Source organism: Anaerotignum lactatifermentans DSM 14214 (assembly GCF_900142265.1).
Classification (GTDB): domain Bacteria; phylum Bacillota; class Clostridia; order Lachnospirales; family Anaerotignaceae; genus Anaerotignum; species Anaerotignum lactatifermentans.
In genome coordinates, this window is sequence record NZ_FRAH01000004.1 from 94,060 (window position 1) to 120,225 (window position 26,166).

The following is a 26,166-nucleotide window of genomic DNA, read 5'->3' on the forward strand; positions in this document are numbered from 1 at the left end:
GCATGTGCAATGAAAATGACATTTCAGCCCAAGAAAAGACAGAGAAGCAGAGAACACGGCTTCAGAAAAAGAATGAGAACTGCAAACGGCAGAAAAGTGCTGGCTGCAAGAAGAAGAAAAGGCAGAAAAGTACTGTCCGCATAATTTTCGATGATACCAAGAGTAAATTAAGGCCGCAGAATGTGGCCTTTTGTTCGTCATTGGAAAAAATTTTTTTAGGCAAATCGGGAAGGGAGCTGGATGACCATGCTTTTTACACAATCCCTGAAAAAGAATTTTCAGTTTCGCTATGTATATCATAAGGGCAGATCTTTTGCCAATCGCCGTCTGGTGATGTATATCATCAAAAACGGTACGGCGGAAAACCGTCTGGGCATTTCCGTCAGCAAAAAAGTCGGCAAGAGTGTTGTCCGCTCCCATGTGACCCGCCTGATCCGGGAAAGCTACCGCAGTATGGAAGCAGAGCTCAAGCGTGGCTATGACATCGTGGTCATTGCCCGTGTATCCTGCAATGAGGCTTCTTATTGGGAAGTGCGGGATTCTCTGCGTCATTTGATGAAAAAACATAATTTCTTCTGCCCGGAGGAAGCGGAAAAAAAGTGAGATGATATGTTCGTATGGTAAAAAAAGTATTTTTGTTTCTCATTCGTTTGTATCAGCTGGGGATCTCCCCTTATATCGGGCCCCATTGCCGTTTTACCCCCACCTGTTCCAGATACGCCTATGAAGCCATCCAGAAGTATGGTGCCTTAAAGGGCGGCTATCTTGCGGTGCGGCGGTTATTGAAGTGCCATCCTTTTCATGAAGGCGGCTATGATCCGGTGCCTTGATTTTTTTGTTTGATTGCGCTGATGAAAAGTGCAGAAAAATTCTCATGTTTGGTGTTGTAAGGAGGCAAAAAAGTGAATGAATTGATGTTGTTGTCCACCATGCGTATGGTGCGAGAACCGGGTATTTTCGAACCCATTGCCATCGTTCTTGGCAAAATCTATAACATGCTCTTTAACGGCATTTACGGCAGTGTCAGTGCAGGCGCGCTGGGGATTGCCATCATCGTTTTTACATTAATCGTGAAACTTATCTTGTTCCCTCTGATGATGAAGCAGCAGAAGTCTTCCTTTAAGATGCAGCAGCTTCAGCCGGAGATGAACAAAATCAGAGATAAATACAAAGGCAAGACCGACACCATGTCTCAGCAGAGAATGGCGCTGGAATTGCAGGACTTCCAGAAGAAAAACGGCGTACACCTCATGGGCGGCTGCCTGCCTATGCTGATCCAGCTTCCTATCCTGTACGCACTGTACTACATCTTCCAGAACGCTTATGTTTACGTTGATGTCATCGGCAACAACTACACAGACATCGCCAACGCCATTATCCAGATTCCTGCGGCGCTGCGTATGGAAGCTTTCACACCTTTTGCACAGAACCTGGTAGATACTTATAAAAGTCTGGGCACCATTGACCTGAGCAATGTCAATGACGTTGTTATGCTGGTAGCAAATATCAAAGCAGACGACTGGAACACCATTTTGGCTACACTGGGTGACAGCGGCAATGCACTGCTGCCTCTGCTGGATACCAAAAACAATATCGAAACATTCCTGACCATTCCGCTGGTAAGTAAGTGTGGTCTGAGTTTCCCTAGCATTATTGTGCCCATTGTGGCAGGCGTGACCACATTCCTGCAGTCTAAAGTCATGACATCCCTGATGAACACCACCGCAAGCGCGGAAAACGATCAGGCAGCAGCCATGACACAGAGCATGAACAAAATGATGCTGTATTTCATGCCCATCATGATGGCATTCTTCTGTCTGCAGGTTCCTGCAGGTCTGGGCGTATACTGGACAATCAGTAACATCTTCGGTATTCTGCAGCAGATCTTCCTGCAGAAATTCTACAAAAAGAAACTGGCTGAGGGGGCGTTGTAAGAAATGGACGAAATCAGAAAATCCGGTAAGACCATCGACGAAGCCGTTGCAGCTGCACTGGCAGAACTGCAGGCGGAAAAAGACGAGGTTACCATTACCGTTATTGAAGAAGGCTCCAAAGGCTTTCTGGGCATGTTCGGCGGCAAAGATGCCGTTGTACTGGTAAAGAAAAACTTCAATCCCGAAAAAGCGGCAGAAAACTTCCTGCGCGAAGTATTCCTGTCCATGGGACTGATCATCAAAATCGAAACAAAAATGCAGGATAAACACCTGCTGGTTGACCTGACTGGTGACGATATGGGGATTCTCATCGGTAAAAGAGGTCAGACACTGGACGCTCTGCAGTACCTGGTAAATCTGGTTGTCAACAAAAACAGTGCGTCTTACATCAGCGTGATGCTGGATACAGAAAACTACCGCCAGAGAAGAAAAGAAACACTGGAAACACTGGCGTTCAACCTGGCGAAAAAGGTAAAACACACCAGAAAAAATGTGGTGCTGGAACCTATGAACCCTTATGAAAGAAGAATCATTCATTCCACATTGCAGAATGACCGCTATGTGACAACATTCAGTGAAGGGAAAGAACCTTTCCGTAATGTGGTCATTGCCCTGAAAGGCAAAAACGGTCAGCCCAAAGATTCCAGAAAAATGGAACGGGGCGAAAGACACGAAAGAGCGGAAAGAATGGAAAAAGCAGAAGCATAAACTTACAAAAGAAGGCGACCAAAGGGGATACCCTGCGGACGCCTTTTTCTACAGATATGAGAAAAGAAAGGGGATTTATCTATGCTGCAGCAGGCAAATTTTCTGGACGACATCATTGCTGCCATCTCCACACCACTGGGCAGCGGCGGCATCGGCATCGTCCGCATGAGCGGGAATGGCTGCATCGCTTTGGCGGACACCATTTTCCAGGGCAAAAAGAAACTGACGGAAAAACCCAGCCACACCCTTTCCTATGGGAAGATTACCGACGGTCCCGACGGGGAAGTCATTGACGAAGTGCTGGTTTCTGTCATGAAAGCCCCCCATACCTACACAAAAGAGGACATCGTGGAAGTGAACTGTCACGGTGGTTTTTTGGTGACCCAGCGTGTCTTGCAGGCACTGCTCAACGCTGGCGCCAGACTGGCAGAACCGGGGGAATTTACAAAACGCGGCTTCCTCAACGGTCGTATCGACCTGACCCAGGCGGAAGCCATCATTGACCTGATTCAGTCCAAAACAGAATTGTCCCGTCAGGCGGCTGTGAATCAGCTGGAAGGCAGACTGAAAACAGAAGTCCGTCAGATGCGTCAGGAAATCATTGACATGATTGCTTCCATCGAAGCTGTCATTGACTATCCAGATTACGACATCGAAGAAGAAACTTACGATTCCATGGAGAAGGGCGCAAAGAAACTCCTTGCCCGCATGGAAAAACTGCTGGCAGGGGCAGACAGAGGGAAAATCCTTCGGGAAGGCTTGCAGACTGTTATCGTGGGCAAGCCAAACGTAGGCAAATCCTCTCTGCTGAACTGGTTCTTGGAAGAAGACCGCGCCATTGTTACAGACATTCCCGGTACCACTCGTGATACCGTGGAGGAATATATCAACATCGACGGCATCCCCGTCAAAATCGTAGACACCGCAGGTATCCGTGAAACAGGGGACGTAGTGGAAAAAATGGGCGTGGAAAAATCCAAAGCCTATGCGGAACAGGCAGACCTGATTCTCATGATGCTGGATGCCTCCCGTCCGCTGGAAGCAGAGGATAGAGAAATTTTGTCCTTCATCGATGGAAAACACAGCATCGTTATGCTGAATAAATCCGATTTGGAACAGAAACTTTCTCTGGAAGAACTGGAACAGTTCGTGCCAAAGGAACAGATTCTGTTCGTTTCCGTCAAAGAAAACACTGGTTTTGATGCCCTCATTGACGCCATCAAGACATTGTTCTTCAGCGGTCAGACCGCAACAGCAGATGATGTGCTGCTGGGCAATACCCGTCATAAAAATGCGCTCTATCAGGCAAAAGAAGCCATGGAACGCTGCCTTGTGACCATTGGCACCCGTATGCCCGAGGATTTCATTTCCATGGACTTGCAGGACGCCAGCCGGGCATTAGGGGAAATCACCGGCGACGTAGCCGATGAGGAAATCATCGACCGCATCTTCACCAAATTCTGTTTGGGAAAATAAAGGAAAGAAGGTAGAAACATATGAACCCATCTGGACAGGATAACGTACTGGGTACGGCAAATGTCAAAACATTATTAAGACAGTTAGCCATTCCTGCTATCACCGCGCAGGTGGTCAATGTGCTTTATAATGTGGTTGACCGTATGTATATCGGGCATATTCCTGACATTGGGGCATTGGCATTAACAGGAGTAGGGGTCTGCATGCCCATTATCATGCTCATCACAGCCTTTGCGGCGCTGGTGAGTATGGGCAGCGCCCCCCGTGCTTCCGTCCTCATGGGGAGAGGCGATAACGAAGAAGCACATTATACATTGGGCAACAGCTTTATCATGCTCATCATCATCGCATTGATACTGACGGTATTTTTCCGCAGATTTGCAGAGCCTCTTCTCATGGCATTCGGCGCCAGTGAAAACACCATCGGCTATGCCATGGACTATATGCGCATTTATACGCTGGGTACCATTTTCGTACAGTTTGCCTTGGGTCTGAATGCTTTCATCACCGCACAGGGCTTTGCCAAAATCAGTATGGCCACCGTTGTCATTGGTGCCATCATCAATATCGTACTTGACCCCATTTTCATTTTCGGTTTCCATATGGGGGTCAAAGGTGCGGCGCTGGCTACCATCATTTCTCAGGCGGTTTCCGCTATCTGGGTACTGCGCTTTTTGACAGGGAAGAAAACCATACTGAAACTGCAGAAAAAGTATTTCCGCCTGCGCGGCTCCGTAGTGGGACCTTGTCTGCTGCTGGGCATGTCCCCATTCATCATGCAGGCAACGGAAAGCGCCATCAGCGTTTGCTTCAATTCCTCTCTGTATCGTTATGGCAGCGACATTGCCGTAGGTGCTATGAGTATTTTGACCAGCATCATGCAGTTTTCCATGCTGCCCCTCCAGGGCTTTACCCAGGGGGCACAGCCTATTACAGGGTATAATTTCGGCGCCGGCAACGCGGACCGTGTGCGTCAGACTTTCCGCCTGCTGCTGCGGTATTGTTTGACTTATTCTCTGATACTGTGGGCAATCTGTATGGCGGTTCCTCGTTTGATTCCGTCTATGTTTACCAATAACGAGGAATTACTGAGTTATACCGCTTGGGCACTGCGGCATTATATGGCACTCTCTGGCATTTTCGGCATCCAGATTGCTTGCCAGCAGACTTTCATTGCCATTGGCAACGCCAAAACATCCCTGTTCTTGGCAGTTTACAGAAAGATTATCCTGCTCATTCCTTTGATTTATATCCTGCCTGCCATTTTGGAGCAGAAAGACAGAGCCGTTTTTCTGGCGGAACCCGTGGCAGACTTCATCGCTGTGACCACCACAGCCATTATGTTCGCTTACCAGTTTAAGAACGCCATGAAAAAACTGGAGGCTGGCAAAAAGCCCGCAGAGGCGTAAAATATGTTTTTTTTTGGAGAAACCCTCGAAAATCCTTGCATTCCGGGGGTTTTTCTCATAAAATGGTACAATGGAAATTCATGTGGAAGTAAATAAACTCCAAATAGAGGTGAAAATAGATCATGTACGAAGCAGAAACCATAGATATTGCCGTTGTGGGCGGCGGTCATGCAGGCTGTGAAGCCGCATTGGCAACAGCCAGACTGGGTATGGAAACGGTGATGTTTGCCATCAGTCTGGACAGCATTGCCATGATGCCCTGCAACCCCTCCATCGGCGGCAGCTCCAAAGGCCATCTTGTCCGCGAAATCGACGCATTGGGCGGCGAAATGGGCAAGAATATCGATAAGACCTATATCCAGACCAAAATGCTCAATACAGGCAAAGGTCCCGCTGTGTACTCTCTGCGGGCACAGGCGGACAAAACAAGATACCATGAGGAAATGAAACATACCTTGGAGAAAACCCCTCATCTGCGCATCAAGCAGGCGGAAATCTCCGAAATCCTCATGGAAGACAATAAGGTGGTAGGCGTTGTCACTGCCAGCGGTGCCATTTACCGCTGTAAAGCGGCTGTGCTCTGCATGGGCACTTATATGAAAAGCCGCTGCCTGACAGGGGACTGCATCACCGAAAGCGGACCCAATAACCTGATGCCTGCTACAAAACTGAGCCAGAATTTGCTGGATATGGGCATCCGTCTGTTCCGTTTCAAAACAGGCACACCTGCCCGTATGAACCGGAACTCTCTGGACTTCAGCAAAATGCAGCCCCAGTACGGCGACCCTGATATCGTGCCTTTCTCCTTTGAAAACACACCGGAAGGCATCGCCAGAGAACAGGATTTGTGCTGGCTCACTTACACCAACGAAAAGACCCATCAGGTCATCCGGGACAATCTCCATCGTTCTCCCTTGTTTGGCGGCTTGATTGAAGGCACAGGTCCTCGTTATTGCCCGTCCATCGAGGATAAAGTGGTGCGTTTTGCCGATAAGGAACGCCACCAGCTCTTCGTAGAGCCGGAAGGGGAAAACACCGAAGAAATGTATATTCAGGGTATGTCTTCCTCTTTGCCGGAGGATGTGCAGATTGCCATGTACCGTACCATTCCCGGTCTGGAAAACTGCGAAATCACCCGTTTTGCATATGCCATTGAGTATGACTGTATCGACGCTACCCAGCTGAAGCTTTCTCTGGAATTTAAGGACTATCACGGTCTCTTTTCCGCTGGTCAGTTCAATGGCTCCTCCGGCTACGAAGAAGCGGCTGCACAGGGGCTTATGGGCGGTATCAACGCCGTTCGTTATATCCAGCAGAAAGAACCCATCATCTTGCAGCGTTCCGACGGTTATATCGGCGTCCTCATTGACGACCTCATCAGCAAAGGCAGCAAAGAGCCTTACCGTATGATGACATCCCGTGCGGAATTCCGTCTGCTTCTCCGTCAGGATAACGCAGACCAGCGTCTGACTCCCATCGGTCATGAAATCGGTTTGATTTCCGATGAACGTTATGAAGCATTGCTGGAAAAAGAACGCCAGACAGAAGCGGAAATCGAAAGGGTGAAAGCCCTGACCATCACCCCTGCCAAAGAAACACTGGAACTGTTGGAACAGTACGGCAGTACCCCCATCAAGTCCGGTTTCAAACTGGCAGACCTTATCAAACGTCCCGAACTGGATTATGAAAAACTGGCGCCCTTGGATAAGGAACGCCCCGAATTGCCTGCCCCTGTACGGGAACAGGTGAATATCCAGATCAAATACGAAGGCTATATCAGCCAGCAGCTCAAACAGGTGGAACAGTTCAAGAAACTGGAAAACCGTCTGCTGCCGGAAGATTTGGACTACGAAACCATTCAGGGGCTTCGACTGGAAGCCCGTCAAAAACTCAATGCCATTCGTCCCCGTTCCATGGGTCACGCTTCCCGTATCACAGGCGTTTCCCCGGCGGACATTTCCGTTCTGCTCATTTATATGGAACAGCACAAACGTAATGGCTGAGAAATGAAGGAGGGGAAGAAATATGTTCTTTCTTTCATGGAACGGCAAACCCATGCCGAAACCACAGGGCAGGAAACTGTTTCTGCCCGTCAATCATAAAGCCTTTCGGCTGGAGGATGCGGTGCTTTCCGCAAGGAAATCCCCGTTTTTCTCTCTGGTCAGCCCAAAAGGCACACTCCTTGCCTTTCTCCATGCCCTGAAACAGGAGGGCACAGAGGAAGCGAGAGGGTATTTGTCCAGCGCCATCAGCGGTGCGGACTTGGAAGAAATCAAAGGGGTTTTTGCCCATGCGGAAAAATATCGCTTTTTCGTGAAGGAAACAGGGGAGCGTATGCGTACCCTGTCCCTTGCGGCGGCGGGAGAAAAGGAAGTCATTTCCGTCGGCATGGTGGCAGAGCCTGACGACTTTGGCAAATGGAAAATCTATTGTATCGAAAAGGAGTAGCTTATGGAACATAAGGTATTGTTACAGGAAAGCTGTGAAAAAATGGGCGTGACCCTGACAGAAGAAATGGCATCACAGTTTATGACATATCTGTCCCTGCTGCTGGAATGGAATGAGAAAATGAACCTCACCGCCATTACAGACAAAAAAGACGTGGTGCAGAAACACTTTGTGGATTGCCTGAGCATCCTGCCCCATTTGTCATTGACCGGACAGGAAAAGATCATCGACGTAGGTACAGGGGCAGGTTTCCCCGGTATCCCCGTGAAAATTGCCTGTCCTCAGGTAGAAATGACCCTGCTGGACTCTTTGCAGAAACGCATTGGCTTTCTGGAAGAAGTGGGCAGTCAGCTCCATCTTTCCGGTGTAATTTATGTTCATAGCCGGGCGGAAGATGGCGGTCAGAACCCTGATTATCGGGAACAGTTCGACCTGTGCGTGTCCAGAGCCGTGGCAAATCTGGCAGTCCTTGCGGAATTCTGCCTGCCTTTCGTGAAAGTAGGCGGCAGACTGGCGGCACTGAAAGGTCCTGATGCCCTCAGAGAAATCGACGAAGCCCAAGGCGCCCTGAAAAAACTGGGGGGCAAAGTGGCAGAAGTCATGGATGTGGAAATCCCTTTCACAGACCTACAGCATAAACTGGTCATCATCGAAAAGACCGCGCCTACACCCAAGGCATACCCCAGAAAAGCAGGAAAAATCAATAAAAACCCACTGAAATAAGAAAATGCAATCAAAAAATTAAAATGATGTTGACAGGGTGTCGACTTTTTCGGCACCCTGTGAAAAAAGCAGGCTTTCTGTCGAGAGTCTGCTTTTTTTGTTGTACGGTTTTTGAGGATGGGTAATCCTTCTGTGCTAAAATGTGGAAAAAGGGAGTTTGCTGCTGTCTGGAACAGAAAAAAAACCCCTTTTTACAGACTTTGGCAGAACAGAAGGAGTGTTTGTATGGAAGTATTGAAATTTCCCGAAATGCGGTTGAAAAAAGATGCGGTGGTATACCAGATTCCCATAGAAAAAATCCGTTCCAATCCCTATCAGCCCCGACGCTATTTCCAGCGGGCAGCACTGGAGGAGCTTTCCGCCTCCATCCGGGAGTATGGCATTTTGCAGCCCTTAACGGTGCGGAAAATGAGCGGCGGTTCTTATGAATTGGTAGCGGGGGAGCGCAGGCTTCGGGCTGCGGAACTGGCTGGGCTGGAAACGGTGCCGTGTCTGCTGGTGCAGGTCAATGAGTATGACAGCGCCATGCTGGCGTTATTGGAGAATATCCAGCGGCAGAATCTGTCTTTTCTGGAGGAAGCGGAAGGCTATCGGAATTTGATGGAGGACTATGGTTTGACACAGGAAGAATTGGCTTCTAAGCTCTCCAAAAGCCAGTCTTTCATTGCCAATAAACTGCGGATACTGAAACTGGAAGACCCCTTGAAGCGGCTTTTAGTAGAAAATAACTTCACGGAACGTCACGCCCGTGCACTGCTGAAACTGCCAGATGAAGAAACCAGAACGGTGGTGCTGGAGCAGATGATCCGGGAGGAATTGAACGTCCGCAAGACAGAAGAATTGGTGGCAGATACCTTGGAGAAAATGCGTGCCAAAGCCATGGCGGAGAAACAGGAACAGAAAGAAAAACGCTGTGTCACGGATTTCCGCCTGTTTACCAATACCATCAAACAGTCTGTGGAGGTCATCCGCCGGGCAGGAGTGGATGTGGTTTATGAGGATGAGGAACAGGAAGATGGGTGCCAGATCACCATTCGGATTCGGAAGAAAGAGTGATAGGGAAAAGCGCTAAGCTGCTGTTTTTGGCACAGCGCACGGTGTAAGCGGTGCCCCCTGTTTCTTTTTCCAGATAGTAAATGATTCCATGGCTTTGGCTGACCATATAGCGGTTGCGGGCATAAAAACAGCCGGGGTAGTAGGTTTCAGATAGATAAGTCAGGCTGTTTGCCTTTGCCGCTATTTCTTTCCACATGGACGGCAGGTAGTGATAGGGAAAAACAATTTCCAGTTGGATTTCGGGATAGGTATTTTGATGTGCCAAGAGGGTTTTTGCCGCCAAAAAGTCAAATCCTTTTGCGCCTCCGCAGAGAAAACGGCGATACCCTTTTTCTATGCAGTCAGCAATGATTTTGTGCAGTTCTTTTTCCAGAAGGGGGATTTTTTTGGGATATAGTTCTCTGTGCCCAGAAAAACAGCATGTTTTTGTTTTCAATGAAATCACCTCATATTTATAGTAACTATTTATATAGTGATAATCAATAATTAAAATAGAATAGATTACGATATAAATGGATATAGATTTTTAGAGAAGATATAGATAGCATAGTCCTAGAGGTGAAGCATATGGAAGAAAAGTCCATTTTGATACAGCGGAAATACGGCGCCGTCCGTCTGCGTTTGGCAGAGATCATGGACAGCCGTGGTATGACCCGCAACCAACTGAGCCGTTTGACAGGCACCCGCTATGAAGTCATCCACAAGTGGTATGGCGGCAAGGTGGAAAAACTGGATCTGGATGTTTTGGCACGGATTTGCTATGTGCTGGATTGTGAAGTTTCTGACCTGTTGGTTTATGAAGAAGCGGAAGAATAATAAACGTAAGCCGGTATATTTTCATGGAAGAACACCGGCTTTTTTATTTATTTTCTTCAGAAAATATGAAGTTTTTTATTTACATAATATAAAGAATATGATTTGGATTACAGAAGGGTGTGTCTTTGACATGCGGACACATTCTAATGAACAATCACCACATTACTTGATTTCTGGGGCAGTTTTCAGAGGAAAATAATGCCAATAAAAACAGGAAAGCCGGAATCCTTTTTATGCAAGGAATCCGGCTATATTTGTTTTCTTATGATACAGCCCCCAAAAATCAGATGGGACTGTCAAAAGTCTGATGGAGTTTCATATAGGAAGCGGAAGCCGTAGCTGCCAGAATGTTGTCACGTTCCAGCCAAGCTTCTGCTGTCATGCTGTGGATGGTTCTGCCCAGATGGGACATCTGCACTTTGTAATGGATGACGTCGTTGGGCATAACGGGCTTCAAGAATGTGGTATGGATGGTCACTGTGGAAACCATATGCTGTTTTGCGAAATAATGGGACAGCAGACCAAAGGACACATCAAAGTTTGTTGCCATAATGCCGCCGTGGAGCCCTTTTTCCGGGTTCAGCTGCCAATCCTCTACGGTAAAGGCAAACTCTGCAGACTTTTCTTCGAAATTGCATGCCACCAGTCTGGGTTTGAGCAGTTTTAAAACGCTGTCTTTCAGCAACGGAAATTCCGGGTCAGAAAGCTGACTGAGCCATGCTTCCATATTCTCCTGTGAGGAGGTTTCTTCGCTTAAGTAGATCATAGGTCGATTCCTTTCTTTTGTTTAGATTTCTGTTTTGACTTTATGGTGGAGAATCTTGAATGTGGCTGTTGCAGTGGCAGCCAGTTCTCCTGTGCTTTTCAGATATACTTTTCCTTCCAGTGTCACAAGACTGCGGCCGAAGGACTTGATTTTGCTGTGGAACACCATGGTATCGCCCATACGGATGGGGCGAACAAACGTGGAGGACAGGCTGACGGTGGTCAGCACATTGGGGTATGCGTAGTAATGGCAGAGCATCCCCAAAGAGGTGTCAAAACCAGTGATGATGATGCCGCCGTGGACCATGCTCTGGGGGTTCAGTTCCCATTCCAGCGCTTCATATTCCATCACGGCTTCTCCTGCCTGAAAATCGCAGGATACGAATTTGGGTTCCAGTTTGGCAATGGCGCCTTCCCGCAGACGGGAAGAATTGGGGGTCACTGCCTGATGGTACCATTCTTCCATTTGGGTCTGTGACAGACCGGGCAGTTCATTGAAGTTCAAATCAAAAACATCCTTTCCATTCCTTTTTTCCTTTGTTGGTCTGAAGGCTCACATGGCTTTGCGCTCCAGATCTTCTTCACTCAAAAAATCTTTCAGGATCTGGCCAAATGCCTTGCTGTTTTCCATGTGGGGCAGGGCAGCCGTATCCTCAAAGAGCATAAATTCCCCTTTTTCCTGTAAATTTTCGGCTTCTTCCAGATAAACGGCACTGTTGCGTACATTCCGCTCTCCCCAAATCAGCAGGAAGGGCAGAGAAAGAGAAGCAAAAGCCTGTTTGGTATCGGCGGCGGCAAAGCGGGTCACATAACCGGCATAGCTAGCCTGTGCGCCTTTGCCGTAGCGTGCGTTTTGTTTCAGGTTTTTCACGAAGTCCACCGGCATACGTTCTTTCTGGTAAAAGAGTTCTTCCGCCAGAAGCCGCAGGGCTTTTTTGGATGTGCCGTCCAGAAATGCCTGAGTGCCGATGACAGGCGACAGCAGTTTTTTCAGCTGCTGGGTATCATTGGGTGTGGCAAATCCTCTGCCGATGCCTTCGGGAGAGATGAGCACCATCTTTTCCAGATCTTCCGGGTAAAGCATGGACAGCACCAGAGCGATGTCTGCGCCGCCGTTGGCAGCAGCAAGAGCAACGGGCTTTCCGATGACATCCGAAAGGAAGCTGTGAAGGGCTTTGGCGTACTGATAAGCTGTCCAGGGCTTGGTGGGCTTGTCGGACTGACCGTAGCCCGGCAAATCTACGGTGTATACCCGAAAATCTTTTGCCAGCTTTTCGATCTGGGGGCGCCATTCCCGTCTGGATGCCCCGGGATGGAGGCTGTGGAGCAGTACCACAGGACGACCATAACCAAAACGTTCATATGCCATAGAAACCCCGTCGGGGGTGGTGTAGCTTTCAAAAGGTGTTTTATCTCCCTTGCGGGATGCCCGATGCAGACTGATGCGCTGATAAAGGATAAGTCCGGCGGCAGTGATGCCGGCAGAGGCAAAGAGAGGGAGAGAAAGTTTCCGAATGGCTTTTTGAATCATCGTGTTACCTCCTTTTTTTCTTTTCAGCAAATTAAAAAAATCCCATTACTATTATTATGAACCGAAATCGTGCATTTGAAAAGAGGTAGTTTCATAAGAAAGATGGAAGTTTCATAAGATAGTATGAAGATTTTTGTTTCTGGAGGGGAAGGGCGGATGGAAGGGTTTCTGGTGCTGGCAGGACAGCTGTTTCTCATTGTGTGTATCCAGTCGGTGCTGGAAGTGGCAGCGGCAGACCGTTTCCAGAACCATCTGCAAAAAGTCATTTCTCTGGCGGCATACCTGGCGGCGCTGGTGTTGGTGCTGCGGTTCATGGACGGGTATTTGCTGGATATGCTCCAAAGACTGGCAAGAGGGCTGTAAAGATGGGTTCATGCCCAAATCATAGAAAAATAAAAAAGCTGGAATCCTCGGATTGAACTGCACCCCATTTGTTAGACAGTATGATATACTGAATAACAAGTGGGGTGATTTTTATGCCAAAAGGAGTACCAAATAAACGATATACACCAGAATTCAAGCAACTGGTGGTAGAAACGATGCGGGAAGAAGGTCTAAGTCTCGGTGAAACCATGGCAACCTTTTACTATCATTTGAAGCGAATGGAAAATTTAGACAAATATCAAGAGGTAAAAGAAGAAATCAAGACAATCTACCACGAAAACAAAGGTCGATACGGCTATCGTCGTATTACGGCAGAACTGCACAATCGTGGATTTCATTTAAATCATAAGACGATTCAGCGGCTTATGAAGCAGCTGGGTCTAATTTGCCGTGTCAGAGCTAAGAAATATCGTTCTTACAAGGGGGAAGTTGGCAAAATTGCGCCAAATTTGCTGCAGCGGGATTTCTATGCGGAAAAACCAAATCAGAAATGGGGTAACAGATGTTACAGAATTCAGTCTGTTCGGGCAAAAACTGTATCTGTCCGCCCTTCTGGATTTACACAGCAGTTATCTGATCAGTTATACCATTTCAGAACGTCCTGTTTTAAGGATGGTAACCAGTATGTTGGATAAAGCTTTTGAAACCATACCGAATGGAACGGGTCTGATTCTCCATTCCGACCAAGGATGGCAATATCAAAACAAGTATTATCGCCAGATACTCAAACAAAAAGGCATCCGCCAGAGTATGAGCCGAAAGGGTAACTGTCTGGACAATGCTGTCATGGAAAATTTCTTTGGATTGCTCAAGAGCGAACTTCTCTATCTTCAACAGTTTCAATCTATGGAACATTTCAAGCAGGAACTGGTGGAATATTTAGATTATTATAATAACCATCGAATCAAAGCAAAGTTAGAGGGCTTGCCACCTGCAATTTACAGACAACAAGCCCTTCTGGCTTCTTAAACAATTTTAATTTGAAAATATTGTCTAACTTTTTGGGTTCAGTTCAATTAAGGATTTCAGCTTTCTTTGTTATTTATCAAGGGCGCAGTGATACAGGATTCTGTTGTCTGCGTCATAAATGGATACGGAAACATCCTGTGTATGCATCAAAAATGCGTTGGATGTATCATCCATATGTTCCTTCGATTCATTTATCATATAATACCCGTTTTCGATTTCAGGGATCAAAGGCATGCCTTCTTCATCAGTCAGCGGTGTACCCAGGTAATCGCTGTCGTAAACACCATAAACGAGATTTTGTGTATCCTCGTCCAGGGGCAGGGGTCTCCATACGCCTTTTTCCTGGATTTTTTCCAGAAAAGCGTCATCTGAGAACTGCAGTGTGGTACAAGAAGTGCCCTGACCGCGGAATGCACCGTGATCCTTGTAAGTAACGGAAAATTCCTGGGCGGGAATTTCCGCATCCATCTGTTCTGCGGCAACCTGTGCTGCGCTGGCGGAATGACAGCCTGCCAGTGTGACTGTTGCCAGAATTGCAAAAAGAGGCAGATGGAGTTTCATAATATCTCCTCCGTTTCAAAATATTCAATGCGATGCATATCATATCATACTTTGTGGCGGAAAGCCAGTATATTTCTTTAGAATAACGGGAAATGCGGTGTTTTTTCGAAAAAACATTCTCTTTGTTCCGTGAAACTGCATCTTTTTTCATACAGAAAAAAAGACGCTTCCCCTTGGAAAGGAGAGGCGTCTTTTCATCAGGTATCCAGCACCAGATAATACAATGTGCGGTTGTCAGCGTCATAAACCGCTAAATCGAAGTTGAAGGAGCCGCGCTTCATAATGTTTGGCTTCTCTGCGGCTTGTGAGTTCCGGTCTTTCAGCAGGTAATACCCCTTTTCGATGGGCGGCACAAAGGGTTCCTGTGTTTCGGGGTCATCAAGATAATTGCCGTACAGGAGCTGATTGACAGCTTCATCCGGTGGAAAAGCCTGCCATGTGCCTGCTGCTTCGATTTCTTCCAGCAAAGCATCGTCGGAAAACTGGATGATGGTGCAGGTGGTGCCGTCCCCGTGGAATCCGTGGTCGTCATAGGTGGAAACCAATTCCCCTGCGGAAAGGTCTATGCCGGTGCCGAAAGCGGCTTTTCGCACAGCCGCGCTTTCCTCCGTATTTACAGGGGTCTGGAAGGTGAATAGAGCCAAAAAGAGCACAGTGATAGCACGGAAAAACAGCATAAAAATCCCTCCATTTCTGCAAGCTTTTAGGTATCCAGTTTGTAGTAGTATAACGTCCGGTTGTCTGCGTCATATACGCTGAGGGTGAAGTTATAAGAAGAACGCTCCAGCAGGTCTGGATTTTCCTTTGCCTGACTGTGGCGGTCTTCCAGCAGATAATACCCCTTTTCCATGGGCGGAATCAGCGGTTCTTCTGGGGAATCCTTCCCTGTGACGCAGGGATAAATGGCGTATTCGTCTGTGTAGACACCGTAAAGGAGCGTTTTTACCGTTTCATCCGGCGGAAAAGGCTTCCAGAGATTGGGCTGCTGCTGGATGCGCTGGAGAAAGGCATCATCCTCAAAGGTGATGACCGTGCAGGATTTGCCGTCCCCTTGAAAACCGCTGTGGGTATCAAAAGACGACACCACTTCGCCGCCGGAAAGGCTGGTATGCAGATCTCTGCCAATGACCGAAGTGGGCTGTAAGCTGTAGCTGAGGATGAGAATGCTGGCTGCACAGGCAAAGAGCACCCCGTCCCGCAATGTATACCGCATAGGTTCACTTCCCTTCAGAAATTTCTGTTGGTTTCAAGTTTTCCATTTTTTCTTTCAGCTCTGCCACTTCTTTCTCCAACGCGTCCATGCGTTTTTTTCTGGGAAAAGATATGGCTCACCAAAGCTGTGGATGCCAATGCCAGCAGAGGAGGCAGGATCAGAAGCATACCGCTCGTCAGCGGAATCATGAGAGCCAGTGCGAAAAATACCCCTGTACTCAGAAGAAACAGGAAAAAGCGAGAAGGAAAATCCATCATATCACCTCGTTTGATGTCTATATCGTTTGATGTCTTTTTTTCATCATAGCACAGAAGGCAGGGGATGTCTTTGCATTGGGCAAAAACATTTCTTACAATTCTCTTACTGCCCAGGACATCAGCTGCATTCTCGTAAATCCATATGATATTGTACAAGGGAGGTTTTTCCGGTATGGGAGGCTCACAATCATTTTTGCATTTCCCTTTCTGCAAATTTTTTATTTTAATTTATCATATATTTCCCCTTGGTTCAAATCCGCGGCAAAAGGGCACTTTTCTTGATTTTCTGCGGTTTTTGTGGTATATTATAAAATAACATGCCTATGGGCAGAAATAGCCCGTTTGTGCGTAGATAGTCATTTAAACACCCATCGGAGGAATGTAATATGGATATGAAACTGGAAATCGCAAAAAGCCTGTCCGCAGCCTGCGGCGTGGCAGCGGAAGAAATCGCGGCAGCCATCGAAGTGCCTGCCAATACAGACATGGGGGATTTTGCATACCCTTGCTTTAAACTGGCAAAGGTACTGCGGAAAGCGCCTCCCCTCATAGCCCAGGAAATCGGTGAAAAACTGGAAAAACCCGATTTTATCGCTGATGTCAAAATCGTTGGCGCATATATCAACTTCTTTATGGACAAGCATTTCTATACCAAAAAGGTACTGGAAACTGTCCTGACAGAAAAAGAAAACTATGGCAAAAGCGACATGGGCGCAGGTAAGACCATCGTTATCGACTACTCCTCTCCCAACATCGCAAAGCCTTTCCATGTAGGTCATCTGCGTTCTACCGTTATCGGTAACGCGCTGTACCAGATTCACAGCCAGCTGGGTTACAAATGCGTAGGCGTTAACCATCTGGGCGACTGGGGCACACAGTTCGGTAAACTCATTGTTGCTTACAAAAAATGGGGCAGCAAAGAAGCCGTGGAAGAAAAAGGCATTCAGGAACTGATGCGCATTTATGTAAAATTCCATGATGAAGCGGAAAAAGCGCCTGAACTGGATGACGAAGCACGTCTGTGGTTTGTAAAAATGCAGGACGGCGACGACGAAGCCCTGACACTGTGGAAATGGTTCTACGATATCAGTATCAAAGAATTTGAACGTGTTTACGATATGCTGGGCGTAAAATTCGACGCATACACCGGCGAAAGCTTCTATAACGACAAAATGGCAGCCGTTGTGGATGAACTGAAAGAAAAAGGTCTGCTGGAAGAAAGCGAAGGGGCAATGATTGTCAATCTGGAAGACAAGAACATGCCTCCTTGCCTGATTATCCGTAAAGACGGCGGCACACTGTACGCAACTCGTGACATCACAGCTGCTCTGTACCGCAAGAAAACATATAACTTCGATAAATGTATCTACCTGACCGCTCTGGACCAGAACCTGCACTTTGCACAGTGGTTCGAAGTAATCCATAAAATGGGCTATGACTGGTACAAAGACCTGATTCATGTACCTTTCGGTCTGGTAAGTCTGGACAGCGGCAAACTTTCCACTCGTCACGGCAACGTGGTATTAATGGAAGACCTGCTTCATCAGGCAATTGCCGAAACAAAGAAAATCATCGAAGAAAAGAATCCTTCTCTGCCTGACAAAGAAGAAGTTGCGAAAAAAGTTGGTATCGGCGCCGTTATTTTCAACGACCTGTACAACACCCGTATCAAAGACGTTGTGTTCTCTTGGGAACGTATGCTGAACTTCGACGGCGAAACAGGTCCTTACGTACAGTATACCCATGCACGTGCATGCAGCATCCTGAAAAAAGCACCTGATTTCACAGCGGAAAACATCGATTTCAGCAAACTGGATGACGAAGCATCCCTGAATGTCTGCAAACTGCTGGAAGCATTCCCTTCCAAGATTGTGGACGCAGCGGCGAAACTGGAACCTTATGTGCTCACAAGACATCTGGTTGCCATTTCTCAGGCGTTCAATAAGTTCTACCATGACAACCCCATCCTCAACAGCGAAGCAGAAGTGCGTCAGGCACGTCTGGCAGTTGTTGTGGCAGTGAAAACTGTTCTGGCAGCAGGTCTTGCACTGCTGGGCATTGACGCTCCAGAACAGATGTAAGAAAAAAGGGGGCTGGGCGTTCTATGAAAAAGGTGAAACTGTTTTATAACCCGTTTTCCGGCAACAAAACTTTCAAATTTGACTTGGATGTCTGTATTGGCGTTTTCCAGTCCGCAGGCTATGAGGTGCATCCCTTCCGCACCATGCAGCCCGGGGACATCGAAACCCATGTGGCACAGATGGATAAAGATTATGATATTGTGGTGGCTTCCGGCGGCGACGGCACTGTGAATATCGTCCTCAACGCCCTGATGCACAACAATTTGAAGATTCCTCTGGGCATCATCCCTTCCGGCACAGCCAATGACTTTGCTACTTTTTTGGGACTGAAAACAGGGGATTCCGAAGGGGCATGCCGTGTCATGACGGAAACCTCTCCCCGTAACGTGGATATCGGTCTGGTCAATGGGGAAACTTATTTCATCAATGTCTGCGCAGGGGGGCTTTTGACCAATGTTTCCCAGACAGTAGACAAAGATGTGAAAAACGCTTTGGGAAATCTGTCTTATTATCTGAAAGGTATGGAACAGATTCCAAATTTCCACAAAATTCCCTTCCGCATCACTACATCTGATGAGGTGCTGGAAGAAGATTTGTATCTGTATATGATTATGAATAGCGCCGGCACAGGTAGCTTCACCAAGCTGTCACCGGAAGCATCCATTTCAGACGGCAAATTTGAATTCATTGGCATTCGGGCAAAATCCATACTGGAAATCCCTTCTGTGTTCCTGAAGATGCTCACAGGGGAACACATCAAAGATGAAAAGTCCATTCTGTATCGTCGGGACCATTATTTCAAGATCGAATGTCTGGACCCGGATTTTCAGATTATGGAATCCACAGTGGATGGAGAAATGGGACCCAAGATGCCCTTCACATTGGAGGTACTGCCCAAGGCTTATCCCATTTATGGCAATTTTGAGAAAAAGAAACATGTTTCACGTGAAACACCATTGGCAAAGCTCAACGCTGTGGTGAAAAACGGCAAATAATAGCATGTCGTCAAAACCTCATTTCATGCAAGGTTTTGACGAGTAAGACAAGAAGTGCAAGCCAGAAATTCTTTCGGGAGTTTCTGGCTTTTTTATGTTTCACGTGAAACACCATAGGGTTTGTTTGACACCCATAGGTTTGCTTGACACCCATAGGTTTGTTTGATACCCATGTTTCACGTGAAACATAAATTTACCGTCAAAATTGCCGAAAAGAGTACCTTTTATGGAAGAAATGTTTTTTTGCAACCTGCCATTTTTCTTTTCACCATAAAAAAATTGTGCTATAATACCCCATAGAAGATCGACAGAAAGGCGGGAAAACCACAATGGGAAAAGTCAGAGTTATTGCAATCACCAATCAGAAAGGCGGTGTGGGAAAGACCACCACTGCCATCAATCTGTCTGCCTGCCTTGCTGCTGCGGGCAAAAAAGTGCTGACCATCGACGCGGATCAGCAGGGCAACACCACCAGCGGTTTGGGGCTGGACAAAAACGGTGTGCCCTTGACCATTTATGATGTGTTTCTGGAACAGGCTACCATTGCCGAAGTGAAACAGCCCACATGCGTAGAGGGCTTGGAAGTGCTTCCGGCAAATATCAGCCTGACCGGAGCGGAAATCGAACTCATCGGCAAAGACGACAGAGAGTATATTTTAAAGGAAGCTTTGGACAAAGTGAAAGATGATTATGATTTTGTCATCATCGACTGTCCGCCTTCTTTGAACCTCATCACCATCAACGCATTGACAGCGGCGGATACGGTGCTGGTTCCCATCCAGTGTGAATATTTCGCCCTGGAAGGTCTGGAACAGCTCCTCCACGCGGTAAATCTGGTGCGGAAACGTCTGAACCGTCATTTGGAAATCGAAGGCATTGTCTTCACCATGTATGATGCCCGCACAAATCTTTCTTTGCAGGTGGTGGAAGAAGTCAAACGGAGTCTGGGCGAAAATGTTTATCGCAGCATCATTCCCCGTAATGTCCGTTTGGGCGAAGCCCCCAGCCATGGTCTGCCCATTCATCTCTACGACCCTAAATCCAAAGGGGCAGAAAGCTATGGCCTGCTGGCAGAAGAAGTCATGGAAAAGGAGTGGGACTAAATGGCGACGAAAAAGGGACTGGGTGCCAAGGGACTTGGCATTGAAGCCTTGATCCATAATAAAATGGAAGATTTCGAAAGCGACGGCGGCGGTGTGCTGGAACTGGATTTGAATAAAATCGAGCCCAACCGCAAACAGCCCCGAAAGCATTTCGATGAAACAGCTTTGGAAGAACTGGCAACTTCTTTGAAAAACTACGGCATGATTCAGCCTGTGGTGGTAAAGAAAAATAAAGAGGGCTATTATGAACTCATTGCCGGCGAACGTCGTTGGCGCGCGGCAAAAATCGCAGGTCTGACCAAAATCCCTGCCATTATTAAGAAATGGGAAGAAGGGGAAGCCTTTGAGGCGGCTCTGGTGGAAAACCTCCAGCGTGAAGACCTGAATCCCATGGAAGAAGCCCAGAGTTACCAGCGTTTGCAGGAAGAATTTGGTCTGAGTCAGGAACAGATTGCCAATAAAGTGGGCAAGAGCCGTCCTGCCGTTGCCAATGCTCTGCGTCTGCTGCAATTGGACGAACGTGTCCGCAATTTTGTGGTGGAAAATAAGCTCACCGCCGGACATGCCCGTGCGCTGCTGCCTCTCACCGATGGGGAAGCCCAGTTTGAACTGGCGGAACACATCATTGAGGAAGGCTTGAACGTTCGTGCCGTGGAAGCCATGGTAAAAACGATGCTGGAAACAGCGGAAACACCTGCGGCGGAAGAAGAAGCGCCCAAAAAGACACAAAGCCCTGTCCTGCGTCAGATTGAGGACGAATTGAAGGGAATTTTTGCCACAAAGGTAAAAGTCACCCAGAAGAAAAATAAGGGCAAAATAGAAATTGAGTATTATTCCGACGAAGACTTGGATCGTCTGTTGGTACTGATGAAGAAACTGGAAACAGAAAGGTAATGAGGCAAGATGACAGCACTGACAGCATTGGCGCAGAAATACGCGCTGCTTTTGTTTGGACTGCTGGGGCTTGCGGTGGTGATTCTGTTCATTCTGTGTATCATCCTGTTTGTGAAAATCAATCGGGAGAAAAAACGGTATGACATTTTTATGGGAACCAGCCGCCGACCACCCCATAACTTGGAAATGAAAATTCAGGAATATTTCGATACTGTAAAAGGCATCGAAGAAAAATACGATAAACTGCTGGATATGGTAACGGACATGGATAAAACCGATAAATCCAAAATCCAGAAAGTAGGGCTTATCCGTTATAACCCCTTCGAAGAAATGGGCGGCAATCTTTGCTTCGCTCTGGCATTGCTGGATGGGGAAGATAACGGCGTTGTCCTCAACGGTATCCATAGCCGCACGGGTTCCTTTACCTATGCGAAACCCATCGAAATGGGTGTCAGCATTTATATGCTGTCCGATGAAGAAAAACAGGCAGTGAAAATGGCACAGGAACAGTCCTATAAACCGGAACATGAAAAAGTGGTGAAAGTCAAATTCAAACCCTTCTTCAAACGCCGCTATGCACCTATGGATGACCAGCTCACACTGGAACAGGTGGAAACACCCAAGGAAAAAATCCAGTCCATTGGTGATGTAACTTCGGCAGAACAGGAACAGATTCAACAGGAAGAAACATTGGCAGGACAGATCGCTGCCGCTGAAGATTTTTCTTCTGAGGATGCCGAAAAAATGCTGGCTGAAATCCAGCAGGAAACTTTGGACTTCTTTGAAGATGATGAACCAGAAGAAATAATGGATGAAATGGACGACTTGGAAGAATCCGAAGAAAAAGAAAAACATCAGGCAGAATGAGATTTGCCGTGGGAAACCACGGCATGAGGGTGCCGAAAAAGTCGACACCCTTCGTCAAAATCAGGATTTTGACGAGGTTACTAGATGTATAAACAGTATGGTCAAGCACTTTGCTTTGCAAAGTCAGCTTCGCTGCCCCCGTTTCTTCGGGGTGCAGAGTATCCATCGGCATAAAAATGCCTTGAAACGTGCTGTTTTCCTCGTCGGAAGTGAATTCCGACTGCGGGTTCCATTTGGGAAACCCCACACCGCAAGAGATGCGGGCAGCCATTTATGGCTGACATTTGCGGAGCAAATGTGTTGACCCTTCGTTTCCCAAGCCCTTCCGCGGTTCTACAAATGTGTAAAATCCGATTTTTTGATAGTCTGTTGCCGTGGGAAACCACGGCATTTTTTATCAGACCTGTGCATAACTCTGTGGAAATGTGTATAAAATCAGCAAAAATCTGTGGATAAACCTGTGTATACAAAAAGTTATCCACAGGTTGTGTGACAAATGAAACGATAACAAAAGATTATGTCAACATACGAATGGAAAGAAAGAGAGGTGTTTCCCATGGCTTATCGCATGGTTTTCTCCGATATGGACGGCACACTTTTGAAAAGTGCGTCAGAACTTTCGGAAAAAAATATAGAAATGGTTGGAAAAGCAGTGGATCAGGGTGTGGAATTTGTCATCTGCACTGGCCGTGGCGTTTATGGTGTGGAACGGTTTCTGGAAAAATTGCATCTCTTGGGTCGTCCAGGTTATGTCATCTGCCAGAACGGCGCTGCTGTGTATAACTTGGAGAATATGGAAATGGTGCTGAAACATTCTTTTTCTTCTGACGACCTGCGCCCTGTGGTGGAAGCAGCAAGGGCAGAAGGGGTGGAAGTCTATCTCTATGACGACCGTACCTTTTTGGCAGAAAAAGTGACCCCTCAGGTAGAAGCATATTGCCGTGTCATGCATGCAGATATGCGAATTCTGCCAGATGGACTGGAATATGAAGGATATTTCACCAAATGCCTTCTCAGTGGTTCTTATGAACAGCTGGATGCGGTGCGGAAACGGGTGGAACCCATCATTGCGGGAAAACTGAATCATTTCTTCTCCGGTCCCCAGTATCTGGAATTTGTCAAAACTGGTGTCAGCAAGGGCGAAGCTCTGCGGGAAACGGCAGAGAAAGCCGGTGTACCTCTGGGGGAGGTCATTGCCATTGGGGACAGTGAAAATGACTTGTCCATGATTCAGGCAGCAGGTCTTGGTGTTGCCGTGGCGAATGCCCAGGAACACGTGAAGGCAGCAGCAGATTATGTGACAGAAACCACTTGCGAACAGGATGCTGTGGCAGATGTGCTCCAGCGGTTTGTGTTGGGCGAACAATAAGAAAAAGGACAGAATGAGGAGCATCTTCATCAGAAAATAAAGCAGGCTGAAATCCTTATGATATAAAAGGATATCAGTCTGCTTCTTCAGAATTTTATTTGATGGGGATTTTCCTTGCTGTCCTTTTTTCATTGGTTACATTTGGAGGTGTTTGGTATGATAGCAGTGGTTTGTATATTGATATTGGCAGCACTGTTTTTCATCATCAGCGGTTTTTTGTATGGTGGAAAGGGCAGTTGGCTCATTGCGGGATTTGGTACATCTTCCAGAGAAGAACGGGCAAAATATGATGAAAAGAAAGTGTGCCGGGCAATGGGTGTTTTCTGTACCATCTGCGGCGTGATGCTTTGTCTGCTGGCGTATCTGGGCAGTCAGGTGGAACAGGGGCAAATGGCGGAAGCGCAGCTCCTGCCCTTTGGCATCGTCTTTCTTGTGGTGCTTTTGGCAGCATTGGCAGGTGTTGCCCGTTATATCCGTAAGGCAGGGCGGAAATAACCTTGTTTTTGGGCATAAAAAAACCCGGCGATCGGGGAATCGTCGGGCGTCGGACGTGATAAACGTCCGGGGGCATAGTTTATGTACAGGAAAAGGGGCCTCCTTGTACGGTACTATCATACCGCAATTGGGCAAAAGAATCTATAAGAAACGCATTAGAATTTCATTAAAAAAAACAAATGTATTTTTTTTGTAGTTCCCGAAAAAAATACTTGCCTTTTTGTCTTTGTGTGCTATAATATTCTTCAACAAGGCGTGAAACGGCTGTATTTCAGCTGTTCGGAAGAAAGCTAAGCTGTGGAAATTCCCCCAGAGAGCCGGCGTTTGGTGCGAGCCGGCGGAAGGAAAACAGCCCTCCACTTTCGGAGCTGTCGGTGAAAGCCGAAAGGGTAAGCCCTTTATCGCTGTTCAAGTGGTTCGGAAATATTTTTTTCGGGCAATGCGGGTGGCAACGCGGGAGTAACTCTCGTCCCTCTTTTTGGGATCGGGGGTTTTTTTATTTGCCAAAAAAACCCCGTATCCTCGACATTCGTATATATTTACAAACCGAAAGGAGACAAAAAAATGTTAGACATCAAATTTGTAAGAGAAAACCCTGAAATCGTTAAGGAAAATATCCGTAAGAAATTCCAGGACAGCAAACTGCCTTTGGTAGACGAAGTCATTGAACTGGATCAGGAAAACAGAACCATCAAACAGGAAGTAGAAGCTCTGCGCGCACAGAGAAATAAACTGTCCAAACAGATCGGCGGTCTGATGGCAAAAGGCGAAAAAGAAGAAGCTGAAAAAGTAAAAGCACAGATCGCTGCTGACGCAGAACGCGTGGACGAACTGACAGCAAAAGAAAAAGATGTGGAAGAACGCATCAAAAAAATCATGATGACCATTCCTAACATCATCGATCCTTCCGTTCCCATCGGTAAAGACGACAGCGAAAACGTGGAAGTAGAAAGATTCGGCGAACCCGTTGTTCCTGATTTCGAAATCCCTTACCACACAGATATTATGGAAAGCTTCGGCGGCATCGACCTGGACAGCGCTAGAAAAGTAGCTGGTAACGGTTTCTACTACCTGATGGGCGATATCGCAAGACTGCACTCCGCAGTTCTGGCTTACGCTAGAGATTTCATGATCGGCAGAGGCTTCAAATACTGCATCCCTCCTTTCATGATCCGCAGCAACGTTGTAACAGGCGTTATGAGCTTTGCAGAAATGGATGCGATGATGTATAAAATCGAAGGTGAAGACCTGTACCTGATCGGTACCAGCGAACACTCCATGATCGGTAAATTCATCGACACTATGAACAAAGAAGAAGACCTGCCTCAGACACTGACCAGCTATTCTCCTTGCTTCCGTAAAGAAAAAGGTGCACACGGTATCGAAGAAAGAGGCGTTTACCGTATCCACCAGTTCGAAAAACAGGAAATGATCGTTGTATGTAAACCCGAAGAAAGCCCTATGTGGTTCGATAAACTGTGGCAGAACACCGTTGATCTGTTCCGTTCCATGGATATCCCCGTAAGAACACTGGAATGCTGCTCAGGCGACCTGGCAGACCTGAAAGTAAAATCCGTTGACGTAGAAGCTTGGTCTCCTAGACAGAAAAAATACTTCGAAGTTGGTAGCTGCTCCAACCTGAGCGATGCACAGGCAAGAAGACTGGGTATCCGCGTGGTTGCAAAAGACGGCAGAAAATACTTCGCGCATACACTGAACAACACTGTTGCAGCGCCTCCTAGAATGCTGATCGCGTTCCTGGAAAACAACCTGCAGGCAGATGGCAGCGTAAGAATCCCTGAAGTACTGCGTCCTTACATGGGCGGTCAGGAAAAACTGGAAAAAGTAAAATAATCTGACGATGCTTTTTGGAGCCGGTTCTTTCAGAGCCGGCTCTGTTTATAAAAAAATTGCGATTCTGTGAAAAAAAGGTTTGACAGATGGACAGAATGATGGTATACTGTTTCTTGCAGTAGGCTACTTGGAGAAGTACTCAAGAGGCTGAAGAGGTGCCCCTGCTAAGGGTATAGGTCGTTAACGCGGCGCGAGGGTTCAAATCCCTCCTTCTCCGTTCATTCATAAATACCCTTTTTGGTGTTTATGTGCTGGAAA

General features: G+C 47.1%; 29 protein-coding genes, 1 tRNA gene and 1 pseudogene. 23 read left to right on the forward strand and 8 right to left on the reverse strand.

The features are described from left to right. Window positions 1–9: 9 nt before the first annotated feature. From rpmH to noc, 11 genes are all read left to right on the forward strand, one after another. Window positions 10–144, forward strand: coding sequence for a 50S ribosomal protein L34 (rpmH, locus tag BUB35_RS01460; RefSeq protein ID WP_022253700.1), 135 nt, complete (start codon window positions 10–12; stop codon window positions 142–144). A 102-nt stretch (window positions 145–246) separates the two neighbouring features. Beyond that, entirely contained in the window at window positions 247–603 is a 357-nt protein-coding gene (gene rnpA / locus BUB35_RS01465; protein WP_072848531.1) for a ribonuclease P protein component, read from the forward strand. A gap of 14 nt (window positions 604–617) precedes the next feature. Next, the gene (gene yidD / locus BUB35_RS01470; RefSeq protein ID WP_072848327.1) at window positions 618–830 is read left to right on the forward strand and encodes a membrane protein insertion efficiency factor YidD; all 213 of its coding nucleotides are present in this window, start codon (window positions 618–620) and stop codon (window positions 828–830) included. Window positions 831–902: 72 nt separating this feature from the next. Beyond that, on the forward strand, window positions 903–1,934 hold the full coding sequence (locus BUB35_RS01475) for a YidC/Oxa1 family membrane protein insertase (RefSeq protein ID WP_072848329.1): 1,032 nt from the start codon (window positions 903–905) through the stop codon (window positions 1,932–1,934). Window positions 1,935–1,937: 3 nt separating this feature from the next. Beyond that, a complete protein-coding gene (gene jag / locus BUB35_RS01480) occupies window positions 1,938–2,642 on the forward strand; it encodes an RNA-binding cell elongation regulator Jag/EloR (RefSeq protein ID WP_072848331.1) in 705 nt (234 codons plus the stop codon). 81 nt (window positions 2,643–2,723) lie between these two features. After that, window positions 2,724–4,118, forward strand: a complete 1,395-nt coding sequence (gene mnmE, locus BUB35_RS01485) for a tRNA uridine-5-carboxymethylaminomethyl(34) synthesis GTPase MnmE (RefSeq protein ID WP_072848333.1) — start codon at window positions 2,724–2,726, stop codon at window positions 4,116–4,118. Between the two features lie 20 nt (window positions 4,119–4,138). Next, the gene (locus BUB35_RS01490; protein WP_072848336.1) at window positions 4,139–5,527 is read left to right on the forward strand and encodes an MATE family efflux transporter; all 1,389 of its coding nucleotides are present in this window, start codon (window positions 4,139–4,141) and stop codon (window positions 5,525–5,527) included. 122 nt (window positions 5,528–5,649) lie between these two features. Further along, window positions 5,650–7,530, forward strand: coding sequence for a tRNA uridine-5-carboxymethylaminomethyl(34) synthesis enzyme MnmG (gene mnmG / locus BUB35_RS01495; protein WP_072848338.1), 1,881 nt, complete (start codon window positions 5,650–5,652; stop codon window positions 7,528–7,530). Between the two features lie 22 nt (window positions 7,531–7,552). Then, complete coding sequence (locus BUB35_RS01500; protein WP_054328699.1) at window positions 7,553–7,975, forward strand: hypothetical protein; 423 nt, start codon at window positions 7,553–7,555, stop codon at window positions 7,973–7,975. A 3-nt stretch (window positions 7,976–7,978) separates the two neighbouring features. Then, window positions 7,979–8,698: a 16S rRNA (guanine(527)-N(7))-methyltransferase RsmG gene (gene rsmG, locus BUB35_RS01505; protein WP_072848340.1), complete on the forward strand. Its 720-nt coding sequence runs from the start codon at window positions 7,979–7,981 to the stop codon at window positions 8,696–8,698. Between the two features lie 225 nt (window positions 8,699–8,923). Continuing rightward, complete coding sequence (noc, locus tag BUB35_RS01510) at window positions 8,924–9,754, forward strand: nucleoid occlusion protein (protein ID WP_242949171.1); 831 nt, start codon at window positions 8,924–8,926, stop codon at window positions 9,752–9,754. Here noc and BUB35_RS01515 read toward each other — a convergent pair. After that, complete coding sequence (locus BUB35_RS01515) at window positions 9,726–10,190, reverse strand: SLOG family protein (RefSeq protein ID WP_159432845.1); 465 nt, start codon at window positions 10,188–10,190, stop codon at window positions 9,726–9,728. The genes noc and BUB35_RS01515 overlap by 29 nt on opposite strands. 131 nt (window positions 10,191–10,321) lie before the next feature. Between BUB35_RS01515 and BUB35_RS01520 the strand changes: the two genes are divergently transcribed. Next, a complete protein-coding gene (locus tag BUB35_RS01520) occupies window positions 10,322–10,570 on the forward strand; it encodes a helix-turn-helix domain-containing protein (protein ID WP_072848344.1) in 249 nt (82 codons plus the stop codon). Between the two features lie 283 nt (window positions 10,571–10,853). Here the strand turns inward: BUB35_RS01520 and BUB35_RS01525 are convergent, their stop codons facing one another. The 3 genes from BUB35_RS01525 to BUB35_RS01535 are packed head-to-tail and all read right to left on the reverse strand — an operon-like array spanning window position 10,854 to window position 12,866. Next, window positions 10,854–11,336: a PaaI family thioesterase gene (locus BUB35_RS01525; protein WP_072848346.1), complete on the reverse strand. Its 483-nt coding sequence runs from the start codon at window positions 11,334–11,336 to the stop codon at window positions 10,854–10,856. Window positions 11,337–11,357: 21 nt separating this feature from the next. Next, a complete protein-coding gene (locus BUB35_RS01530) occupies window positions 11,358–11,840 on the reverse strand; it encodes a PaaI family thioesterase (protein WP_072848348.1) in 483 nt (160 codons plus the stop codon). Window positions 11,841–11,888: 48 nt separating this feature from the next. Beyond that, on the reverse strand, window positions 11,889–12,866 hold the full coding sequence (locus tag BUB35_RS01535) for an alpha/beta fold hydrolase (RefSeq protein WP_072848350.1): 978 nt from the start codon (window positions 12,864–12,866) through the stop codon (window positions 11,889–11,891). A 156-nt stretch (window positions 12,867–13,022) separates the two neighbouring features. Between BUB35_RS01535 and BUB35_RS01540 the strand changes: the two genes are divergently transcribed. Together BUB35_RS01540 and BUB35_RS19420 are read left to right on the forward strand one after the other, a co-directional pair. After that, the gene (locus tag BUB35_RS01540) at window positions 13,023–13,229 is read left to right on the forward strand and encodes a hypothetical protein (protein ID WP_072848353.1); all 207 of its coding nucleotides are present in this window, start codon (window positions 13,023–13,025) and stop codon (window positions 13,227–13,229) included. 212 nt (window positions 13,230–13,441) lie between these two features. Further along, window positions 13,442–14,219, forward strand: a pseudogene (locus BUB35_RS19420) (IS3 family transposase); the annotation flags it as partial. 69 nt (window positions 14,220–14,288) lie between these two features. Here BUB35_RS19420 and BUB35_RS01550 read toward each other — a convergent pair. The 4 genes from BUB35_RS01550 to BUB35_RS19360 form a co-directional block, all read right to left on the reverse strand. After that, window positions 14,289–14,780 (reverse strand): hypothetical protein, encoded by a 492-nt coding sequence (locus BUB35_RS01550; protein WP_072848355.1) that lies wholly within the window; start codon window positions 14,778–14,780, stop codon window positions 14,289–14,291. Between the two features lie 197 nt (window positions 14,781–14,977). After that, window positions 14,978–15,457, reverse strand: a complete 480-nt coding sequence (locus tag BUB35_RS01555; protein WP_072848357.1) for a hypothetical protein — start codon at window positions 15,455–15,457, stop codon at window positions 14,978–14,980. A gap of 26 nt (window positions 15,458–15,483) precedes the next feature. Further along, complete coding sequence (locus BUB35_RS01560) at window positions 15,484–15,993, reverse strand: hypothetical protein (RefSeq protein WP_072848360.1); 510 nt, start codon at window positions 15,991–15,993, stop codon at window positions 15,484–15,486. A gap of 14 nt (window positions 15,994–16,007) precedes the next feature. Next, the gene (locus tag BUB35_RS19360; protein ID WP_143158917.1) at window positions 16,008–16,247 is read right to left on the reverse strand and encodes a hypothetical protein; all 240 of its coding nucleotides are present in this window, start codon (window positions 16,245–16,247) and stop codon (window positions 16,008–16,010) included. Window positions 16,248–16,636: 389 nt separating this feature from the next. On the opposite strand from BUB35_RS19360, the gene argS reads away from it, so the two are divergent. From argS to BUB35_RS01615, 9 genes are all read left to right on the forward strand, one after another. After that, window positions 16,637–18,331: an arginine--tRNA ligase gene (gene argS, locus BUB35_RS01570; protein ID WP_072848365.1), complete on the forward strand. Its 1,695-nt coding sequence runs from the start codon at window positions 16,637–16,639 to the stop codon at window positions 18,329–18,331. Between the two features lie 23 nt (window positions 18,332–18,354). After that, window positions 18,355–19,326, forward strand: coding sequence for a YegS/Rv2252/BmrU family lipid kinase (locus tag BUB35_RS01575; RefSeq protein ID WP_072848368.1), 972 nt, complete (start codon window positions 18,355–18,357; stop codon window positions 19,324–19,326). A 329-nt stretch (window positions 19,327–19,655) separates the two neighbouring features. After that, window positions 19,656–20,429, forward strand: coding sequence for a ParA family protein (locus BUB35_RS01580; protein ID WP_054328689.1), 774 nt, complete (start codon window positions 19,656–19,658; stop codon window positions 20,427–20,429). Then, entirely contained in the window at window positions 20,430–21,323 is an 894-nt protein-coding gene (locus BUB35_RS01585; protein WP_072848370.1) for a ParB/RepB/Spo0J family partition protein, read from the forward strand. Window positions 21,324–21,332: 9 nt separating this feature from the next. Further along, window positions 21,333–22,190, forward strand: coding sequence for a DUF4446 family protein (locus BUB35_RS01590; RefSeq protein ID WP_072848372.1), 858 nt, complete (start codon window positions 21,333–21,335; stop codon window positions 22,188–22,190). A 556-nt stretch (window positions 22,191–22,746) separates the two neighbouring features. Further along, window positions 22,747–23,559 carry a Cof-type HAD-IIB family hydrolase gene (locus BUB35_RS01600; protein ID WP_072848378.1) on the forward strand — a complete coding sequence of 271 codons (813 nt, stop codon included), beginning with the start codon at window positions 22,747–22,749 and terminating at the stop codon, window positions 23,557–23,559. 156 nt (window positions 23,560–23,715) lie between these two features. After that, on the forward strand, window positions 23,716–24,054 hold the full coding sequence (locus BUB35_RS01605) for a DUF3784 domain-containing protein (RefSeq protein ID WP_072848381.1): 339 nt from the start codon (window positions 23,716–23,718) through the stop codon (window positions 24,052–24,054). Window positions 24,055–24,618: 564 nt separating this feature from the next. Then, on the forward strand, window positions 24,619–25,908 hold the full coding sequence (gene serS, locus BUB35_RS01610) for a serine--tRNA ligase (protein ID WP_072848383.1): 1,290 nt from the start codon (window positions 24,619–24,621) through the stop codon (window positions 25,906–25,908). Window positions 25,909–26,037: 129 nt separating this feature from the next. Beyond that, window positions 26,038–26,125 (forward strand) — tRNA-Ser (locus BUB35_RS01615). The last annotated feature ends 41 nt before the right edge of the window (window positions 26,126–26,166 follow it).